The organism is Okeania sp. SIO2C9 (genome assembly GCF_010672455.1).
Taxonomy (GTDB): domain Bacteria; phylum Cyanobacteriota; class Cyanobacteriia; order Cyanobacteriales; family Microcoleaceae; genus Okeania.
Window position 1 is genome coordinate 277,248 of sequence record NZ_JAAHGO010000002.1, and the last position, 6,882, is coordinate 284,129.

General features: G+C 37.2%; 4 protein-coding genes and 1 pseudogene. 2 read left to right on the plus strand and 3 right to left on the minus strand.

Annotation, left to right across the window (positions count from 1 at the left end; translation table 11 throughout):
- Positions 1 to 385 precede the first annotated feature (385 nt).
- Both F6K23_RS02440 and F6K23_RS02445 read right to left on the minus strand, forming a co-directional pair.
- Positions 386 to 565: a hypothetical protein gene (locus tag F6K23_RS02440; RefSeq protein WP_293150162.1), complete on the minus strand. Its 180-nt coding sequence runs from the start codon at positions 563 to 565 to the stop codon at positions 386 to 388.
- Positions 566 to 616: 51 nt separating this feature from the next.
- Complete coding sequence (locus tag F6K23_RS02445; protein ID WP_293150164.1) at positions 617 to 2,116, minus strand: NAD(P)/FAD-dependent oxidoreductase; 1,500 nt, start codon at positions 2,114 to 2,116, stop codon at positions 617 to 619.
- Between the two features lie 1,168 nt (positions 2,117 to 3,284).
- Between F6K23_RS02445 and F6K23_RS02450 the strand changes: the two genes are divergently transcribed.
- Positions 3,285 to 4,907, plus strand: a complete 1,623-nt coding sequence (locus F6K23_RS02450; RefSeq protein ID WP_293150166.1) for a hypothetical protein — start codon at positions 3,285 to 3,287, stop codon at positions 4,905 to 4,907.
- A 153-nt stretch (positions 4,908 to 5,060) separates the two neighbouring features.
- Complete coding sequence (locus tag F6K23_RS02455) at positions 5,061 to 6,056, plus strand: pentapeptide repeat-containing protein (RefSeq protein ID WP_293150168.1); 996 nt, start codon at positions 5,061 to 5,063, stop codon at positions 6,054 to 6,056.
- Between the two features lie 603 nt (positions 6,057 to 6,659).
- On the opposite strand, the pseudogene F6K23_RS02460 reads toward F6K23_RS02455, so the two are convergent.
- Positions 6,660 to 6,882: pseudogene (locus F6K23_RS02460) on the minus strand (IS5/IS1182 family transposase); the annotation flags it as partial.

Here is a 6,882-nt window from a genome sequence, read left to right on the forward strand (position 1 = left end):
AAAGGATTTTTTCCCTAGTAAGATTGTATTATTGGGTGCAGCTCGCCCGTACTCTTGATTTTTTATTCAATCAAATTCCTAAGCGATCGCTCTTCTCCCTATAAAAGAACTTACGCACCAGATTCTATATATGAGGGCGAATGGTATTCGCCCCTACAGATAACGAAGAATAACACCAAGCATAATTACGATCGCTCGCTCAATCCAAACCACTAATTCAAATCCCCAAAAAAATCCGCGCCATGGATGGGAAAGAGACTTGACAAAGGATTTTTTCCCTAGTAAGATTGTATTGTTGGGTGAAGTTCGCCTATTTTATTGATTTTTTATTCAATCAAATTCCTAAGCGATCGCTCTTCTGTCCATAAGTGAAAAAAGTAAATAGCTACAGATAACGAAGAATAACACCAAGCATAATTACGATCGCTCGCTCAATCCAAACCACTAATTCAAATCCCAAAAAAATCCGCGCCATGGATGGGAAAAAGATTTGACAGGAGATTTTTTCCCTAGTAAGATTGTATTGTTGGGTGAAGTTCGCCCGTACTCTTGATTTTTTATTCAATCAAATTCTCAAGCGATAGCTCCTCTCTCCATAATTGAAAAAAGTAAATAGTTAAACCAAAGACACAGACTTATCGACAGAAACCAAAGTATTAGCACAAATCATCCCAGAAGCAGCCACTGCCGGAACACCAATACCAGGCAACGTACTATCACCCACTCGATACAAACCAGGAATAGGAGTATGAGGCCCAGGGAAACTACCATCACCAGCAACAATAGCAGGCCCATAAGAACCGCGATCGCGTCGTAAAAAACGAGCATGAGTCAGAGGCGAACCAATTAACTCCAGAGTTATACGTTGTCGGACATCAGGAATAACCCTTTCCAGAGCCAAAAATAAAGACTCAGCCTTTTCTCGTTTGCGTTGTTGATAAGAGTCATCCTTTTGCCAACCAGAAAAAGATTCCAGAGTATAAGCATGAACCACATGATGACCGGGGGGAGCAAGATGAGAATCCCAAACCGAAGGAATAGAAATCATACAAGTATTGCCAGGAGTGCTAATATCAACATCCCCATCAAGCACAACCACATGATGTCCCGTCAAATCCTCCAAACCATCAGCACGAATACCCAAATGTAAGTGCATAAAACTCTCTACAGCAGGAGTCGCCAAAGCAGCTTCGCGGTAAGAAAGAGGTAAATCTTCTAATTGCAACAACTTAGTATAGGTATCCCAAATCGTAGCATTGGAAATCACAATATTCGCCCTGACAACTTCATCCCCACGCAACCGCACCCCTATTACCTTGCCAGACTCTATCAATATTTGTTCCACATGAGCATTCAAACGTAACTCACCACCCCAACGTTCTAAACCTCTAACCAAAGCATCAACTATGGCACCACTACCACCCGTAGGATATTCAACAACCGAATTAGAACGTTCTCCTAACATAAAGGCCACTTCTGGAGCAACAGTACCATCAGCTTTTAAACCAGAGAGGAGAAAACATTCCAAGTCAATTAAACGACGTACCCATGGGTCTTGCACCCATCTGTCCATTATTTGCCCAACAGAACCTCCAATATCTCGTAGAAAAGGCAACAACTTCAGCAAAGATAATCCATATTTTCCCAATAAAATAGGAATTAACCAAAAATCAGCTCTTAAAATTGTAGTGGGAATTTCTTTGAGGCCGTCATATATTTGCAAAAGATGCTCTTGAAATTGTTCTAATTCTTGGGCACCTTGAGTTGTGAATTTAGCAACAGCTTCTATGTAGGATGACGCATCGGAATAGATAGGCAAACTACCTTCAGGAAAATGATAGTGTCCCAGAGGGTCATAAACAACTGTCTCAATAGATTCTCCCAAAATTTCTAGGACTTTTTGTAAAGGATTGAGACTATTGGGGTCAGCTAGTCCACAATAAAATGAGGGGCCAGAGTCAAAGTGGAAGCCTTGGCGGGAGAAAGAATGAGCAGCTCCCCCAGGAATAGCATGGCTTTCACAAACTAATACTTTTTTGCCATAGTAGGCTAGCATTGCTCCTGCAACTAATCCTCCAATACCACTACCAATGACAATTACATCAAAATTTTTCATATAATACTATTTTTTTTTGAAAATATATTTGTGGTGCTACACGCAAGGCAACAGGCAACAGCGGTGCGACCCCGCGTCGGCGAAAGACGCACCTGGTAGCGCATCAAGAGAGGCAATAGGCAACATGAGGATATACAAAAGGGTTTCAGCTGCTATTTATGTCCTAACCTTAATGCGTAGCGCTATAAAAGTTATTAAGCTAAACATGATATTACCCATTTTTCCGAGAAAAACACTATATGTACCATAGTGCTATAGTTTTGATCTACTATATATAGTACATTTGCGTAAGTTCCGTTTAATATGAAATATGGTTATACAGTATATGTTTATCAAAATAATTGGGTCTAAAACCTCGCCTTTTAAGGCGAAATATTTTTGGAGCGGGGCTCAAATCCCCGTTACAAAAATAACTTCTGACTGTCAGATGTGTGTCTTACATTCTGAGGTCCCCTCAGAATTACACACTCGCTTCTGACTTCTGACTTCTGACTTCGTTAAAATTCTATCCACACTTCAAGCTTACAGCGCTTTTCGCTCTTGATGAACCACATCTTCACACATCAAACTTTGTAGGGGCGATTTCCTACGGAATGCTCCGCAAACGCGAATCGCCCCTACTGTGGTCTACCCAAATGAAAACCGCTGTAAATCGGACTATCTCCCCATCTCCCCATCTCGTTCCCTTTGCCAAAATTGATATAAGCTGTTCAATATTTAAACAGCTTAATAATTTTCTACTGTAGCAAAGTGACTGAATTAATTACAAATTGACTTGATATTCTAGTAGAGTTGATGACTATATTACTTTTGTATTTCAAATAATTCTATAACCACAGTAATATAGTAGCTTAAATAATTTGTAAACAATCGAATAGTAGATAAAAAAGTGAAAAGCCTTACTCCTGTTCCCTAATTTCGAGATATTTTCTGCACAACTCAAATAGGACTACTATATAATTTATAATGGTCTGATTATTATCCATGACTAGAGCTAAATCAAACACAGCATCTTGAATTATCCAATAAAATCCTATTTTTGATGAACAGCAATTTGAGTATTATTTTTTGCCCAAACTGATGTTTAAGAGCTGACTATTATCAGTAAATCATTTTAAAGTTTCAATAACTTAGAAAAAAAATTACAAATTATTCAGGGATAAAAAGTATGGAATCATTTTCAATCATAGATACAGTAGTTAATGAACTCAAACAAGATGCAGATTTAATCAGAATCAAGAAAGTAATCTATTGTGCTTGCGAAGGCAGGTGGGAAAATGATGAAACTAAATTAGAAGAAATTAATCTCAAGGAATTAATAGAAGAATTATATAAAAAAACCGGAAATATAGAAACCTTAGATCATCGCTTATCTAGAATAGTTTCTAAAGTTAACAAAAAAACAGAATATGGTTTATTAGCACAGAAAATAATTGACAGTGTAGGTAAACTATATCCTGAAGAAGAAGAAGACATGACAATTATGGAATCTAGTCCCATTTGGGGTCTTCAGGAAGATTCAGGTGAACAAACAATTCTTAAAGAGAGATTAGTAGTAGAAGAATCTTATGAAAGAGACCCTGGAAAATTGTTTGATGTGCGGCAAAAAATCATGGAAGGAACTAATCCATTAAAGACAAAAATTCTGATTTTTTCAATCGTAGAACATCAATTTAATTTTGGGGAAAGAGATTGGTTATTGCTGAAAACAAAAAACTTAGATAGTCTAATCAGGCAAATATTTAATTTATGTCTATCTATTACAGATTTAGAATCTTCTTTATATAGTACGGCTAATAATTTTGAAGATCCAGATGAATATGCTCAAGTAGCAAATGTAATTATCAATGCTTTAAGTACTTGCTATTCATCAGAAATTATTCTACCTACAAATAGTCAAGTACAAGTTGAAGATTCAGAGCAAAAAATCAGCGCTCCAGAAAATAACAGTGCTTTTCAGAAAGGTGAAATTTTTACTCAAGAATCATCGTCTATAAGTTCATTTGAAAATTCCCAAATAAAAAGAATTTACCAAAATAATAATCAACAAGAAGCCAAAAATCTTACCGATTCAATTGATCCACAACAAATAATACCTTCTGTTGCTATTCAACCAAAAATAGATAGTCAAGGCCAAGAGCAAACAGATTCTATAGAAAGAAAAAATATCCTAGATTCAATCAAACAAAAATTAGAAATAGAGCATGAAATTTCTACATTGGTAAATCAGAGGGTAGATACTGTAATGGATACTGTAGAAACACAATTTATTTCCTTAGAGGAAACTTTAAATCACCTTTTACAATCTGAGCCAGAAGAACAACGTTTATTATTAAAATATACAGCGTTAGAAAATTTAATTAGTAATATACAAGACCAGTCCACAAAATTCAAAGAAATTCTGAAACAATTAGAAATAGAAGAAAGAAAAAAACTTAACTTCAGTAATTCTAGCAATACTACCGCTACAGAATTAGAACAAAAAAAAGAAAGTGTTGATGAGAATCAACAAAAAGTTATAGAATTAGCAACCCAAGGTAATCCAAAAGCAGTTGCCTTAATAATTCATCAATTACTTCAGCAACAAGACATTAAAATAATAGCTGGTAGAAGAAATGGTTGGCTACATCTTATCCTAGAATCTGAGCAAATCCCAAATCAAGAAATGGTAACTTCATTAGTGCAACAAAAAATCGCTAGTTTGAAATCAGAATCTCTGAAAAATGTCAAAATTCATGGTAGAAAACTAGGAGAAAAATCAATTGCTTGGACGCAAACAATTGAATGCTAAAATATTTTGATGAAAAGAAGTAAGAAATAAGAAGTAAAACCTGAAGGAAGTAAGACGTAAGAATTGATTTCAAACAATTAACTAACCTTCTTCCTTATTCCCTCTAACTTCTTCCTTCGAGTTAATTTTTTAAGTAAGGAAAGGAAAATTATAATGAGTGGTGGTGAAATTCTGAGAAGATATGCAGCAGGAGATACTGATTTTCATGGCATTAGTCTTAAAGGTGTACAGTTAAATGGAGCAGATTTAATTGGTGCAAATTTCTCTGGAGCAGATCTTCAGGGAGCAGACTTTGTATTAGCTTTCCTTAACCGAGTTAATCTACAACGTGCTAACCTAATTACTGCCAGACTCAGTGGTGCATATCTAACTCAAGGAAATTTGCAATCTGTGAAAATGGCTGATGTCGATCTTCATGGCGCAAACTTACAGAATGCAGACTTTCGGCAGGCCAATCTAGAATTAGCAACTTTAATTGATGCTAATCTGAGTGGGGCAGATATGCGAGGAGTTAATCTACAGGGTGCTGACTTGCGTGGTGCTTATATGCGTGGAGCAAATCTCCGTCATGAAAAGCGAGCTTATGCAATAGCTAACCTTAGAGGGGTAAACTTGCGTGGAGCTGATTTACGTGGTGTTGATTTGACTGGGGCAGATTTAACAAAAGCTGATTTAAGAGGAGCAAACTTAAGTGAAGTTTTACTTAGAGGTGCTAAATTAGCAAAAGCAAACTTAGCTCAAACAATTTTGGATGGGGCATTTTTAACAGAATCTAATTTGGCAGGAGTTAACTTATCTGGGGCAAGTTTAATTAATGCCAAAATTGAAAGGGCAGGATTAATGGACACACGGCTGAATGAAGCAAACTTAACTGGCGCGGTCATGGCAGACGTAAAATTGGGCAAAGCTCAGTTAATAAAAGCAAATCTCACTCAAGTAAATTTGGTGAGGGCCGATCTTAGCAGAGCCAATTTAAGTCAGGCCAATCTCACTAAAGCAGACCTAACTGACGCTTATCTGGCAAAAGCAAATTTCCGTAATTCCAGTTTGAATGACTCAATTTTAACCAGGGTTGAATTAAGTACAGCTAATTTAAGTGGTGCTCAAATGCAAGGTGCTGTAATGCCTAATGGAGATATTCACGGTTAATTTTTGATAGGGTGTGTCATCAATTAAAAATTTGACAAAATGGGTGTTGTATGATCTAGGTCAATGGCGTACGCTATGCTCATAAAATGACTGAGGCTACCTGTAGGAATTACTCCTAGAAAGTTAACTCAACGTTGATCGTATCTAGTAGCGATCGCGATCGCTACTGTTTGAGAAGGCGCGAAGAAATTTTCGATCACTACAGGTGCACGGAGTTCACGTGCGGTTTTTTTTCGGGGGAATCACTACTTCTATCCCTGTGTGGGTCATAAGTTAAATCACCCGCTCCTGAGCATCGTCAGCTTTATCCCCTAATACTGCTTCTGCTTCTACCATCGTTCATTAATTGATAATGGATAATTGATAATTACCTCGGGTTTTAACCGCTGCGCAATTGAATATCAGGAGATATTATTTCTTTTCTTGGTCCATTGGATATGGCTCAGAGACCTCGCCATCCCTCGACCGCTTTTTTTCCCCTATCCAAAGGGAGGCTTCAAGGCGCGAATTATTTAATTATTAATTATTAATTATTAATTATTCGGTAATAGGACATCTGCTCCATCCCAGATTGAAGTTTGAGGAGTAGTTAAAAAAAAGAGTTGGATTACCTAGAGCATCTACTACCCCATGTATTTTACTGCTCAATCCCCCAATGCTTAGGCCAATATCTTCCTGTTGTGCACTACTATCCTTGGCCCCGGCACTATGTTGATGAGCACGAACAATAGTGGCATCGATCATGGCATATTCATGATCTGCATCCTCAGCTAAAGCATGAAATACTCTTTCCCAGCTCCCAGCAATGGCTCCAACGACTAAAGGG